General features: G+C 61.2%; 2 protein-coding genes, 1 pseudogene and 1 other annotated feature. All 3 genes and pseudogenes read right to left on the bottom strand.

Going from position 1 to position 1,847, the window contains the following annotated elements; genetic code table 11:
* Positions 1–208: pseudogene (locus BPODLACK_RS23230) on the bottom strand (ATP-binding protein); the annotation flags it as partial.
* 3 nt (positions 209–211) lie between these two features.
* Positions 212–1,512, bottom strand: a protein-coding gene (locus BPODLACK_RS23225) for an IS3 family transposase (protein WP_159406341.1) whose coding sequence is annotated in 2 segments (ribosomal slippage) — positions 212–1,239 and positions 1,239–1,512 — 1,302 coding nt in all. Because the reading frame shifts where the segments join, the coding sequence is not laid out codon by codon here.
* Positions 1,109–1,240, bottom strand: a sequence feature (AL1L pseudoknot). It overlaps the preceding gene by 132 nt.
* Before the next feature lie 18 nt (positions 1,513–1,530).
* The coding region (locus tag BPODLACK_RS23750; RefSeq protein WP_236577769.1) for a hypothetical protein at positions 1,531–1,847 on the bottom strand (317 nt) is incomplete at its 5' end.

Below are 1,847 nucleotides of genomic sequence, written 5' to 3'. Positions count from 1 at the left end.
CGAGGGTGTGCGCGCGTGAGGTGAGTCGGTCGATGGCCGATTGGGCCAGTAGCGCGTCGGCGGTCATGGTGAGCCATTCGGCGGGTTCTCGGTTGGATGTGACGATGGTGGTCTTGGTCTGCTGGTGGCGTTCGACGATGAGTTCGTAGAAGTCGTTGGTTTCGGTCGCGTCGAGCGCTCTGAGTGCGAAGTCGTCGATGATCAGGATGAATCACCCCAGGTTTTGTGCCGCCTCCAATGTGGGCTGGTCCTCGGGGCCGAGGCCAGCGTAGTGGAGCGTTTCGAACTCGGTCGGGGGAATCTGGCCAATACTCGAGTGCAACCTGCTGTTGTTGTACCAGTCGACCCAACCAGCGGTCGCGAACTCGACGTCGGAGATCGTCCGGTACGGGCCGGAGTGGAAGATCGTGGTCCGGATGCACTCGGTCTTGTACAAGCCGTTCACCGACTCGGCCAGCGCGTTGTCGTAGGCGTCCCCGACCGATCCGATCGACGCTGCGATGTCTTCGAGTCGCAGACGCTCAGTCAGTGTAACCGATGTGTACTGACTTCCGGCATCCGAATGATGAATAAGCTCAGCAGCTTTCACCGGATGCCCTTCCCGATTGCGCTGCCACAGTGCCATCCGAAGCGGGACTGTCACCAACTCCACCGACTTCGATGTCGAGGCATGCCATGCCACGATTCGACGGGAGAACACGTCGATGATGAACACCACATACACCCACCCAGCCCAGGTCCGGCAGTAGGTGAAATCGGTCACCCAAACCCGGTTCGGTTCGGCAGCACTGAACTGTCGGTTCAACAGATCCTCCGCGCGGACACCATCAGCGGATCTGACGGTCGTTCGGACTCCCTTCGACCGTCGAATTCCTTGGTGGCCTAACACTTTCATCGCTCGATCAACGGCACCATAGGACACCCCAGGCAGAGTTGTGCGATGCAGATGGGCGCGCATCTTCACCCGCCCGTAGAGGCCCTCGGGAGTCATCTTCCGCCGGCCGTCGTCACCGGTGCGCCAGACGACAGTGCGCACCGCATCGACGACGTGGGCATCAGAGACCGTCCGTGCGGCAGGCGTGCGTGATCGCCATGCCCGGTAGGTTCGTGCGGCAATCTGGCAGCCCTGCCCACGCAGGACCCGGCAGATCGACTCGACCGCAAACCCGTTGGCGCGCATCTGATCTATGAACGCCACGATCATCGGTTGCGGGGGTCGAGTTCCCCCGCGAAGAAAGTTGTCGCTGCTTTCAGAATGGCAACGTCTTCTCGTAACTGCTTGTTCTCGGCCTTGAGGCGCTTGATCTCGGCGGACTCCTTCGTAGTGGTCCCGGAGCGGGCGCCGGCATCGATCTGGGCTTGTACGGCCCATCGACGTACCGTCTCCCCGCCGACACCGACCTGCTTGGCGATCGCTTCGGCCGCGGCAGTCAACGACGTGTACTCGCCGCCGTGGGCCTCCAGCAACCGCAAGGCCCTCGAACGGACCTCCGGATCGATTTTCTTAGGCATGTGCCCATCCTTCCTGACTCAGAAGGAAGCGGCATCAAACCTGGGGTGATTCAGGTTGGGTGAGGTGGTGGATGAGGTGGGGGTGTTGTCGCCGTTGGTGGGTGTGTACACGTTGTTCACGTCTGGGTCGACGGGTCGTCCGAAGGGGGTGACGGTGTCGCATGGGGCGGTGGTGAATCGGTTGGGGTGGATGCAGTCGTTGTTCGGGGTGTCTGGTGATGATGTGGTGTTGTGGAAGACGCCGGTGTCGTTTGATGTGTCGGTGTGAGGTTCCCCCCGAACCGTAGAGGCATCGATAATGAGGAGCACGATGCCAGAGAAGCGGAAGAAGTACG

It is taken from the genome of Gordonia sp. YY1 (assembly GCF_009872315.1).
GTDB lineage: Bacteria > Actinomycetota > Actinomycetes > Mycobacteriales > Mycobacteriaceae > Gordonia > Gordonia amicalis.
Note: the sequence above shows the minus strand (reverse complement) of the source record. Positions and strands in the feature narration are given on the sequence as shown.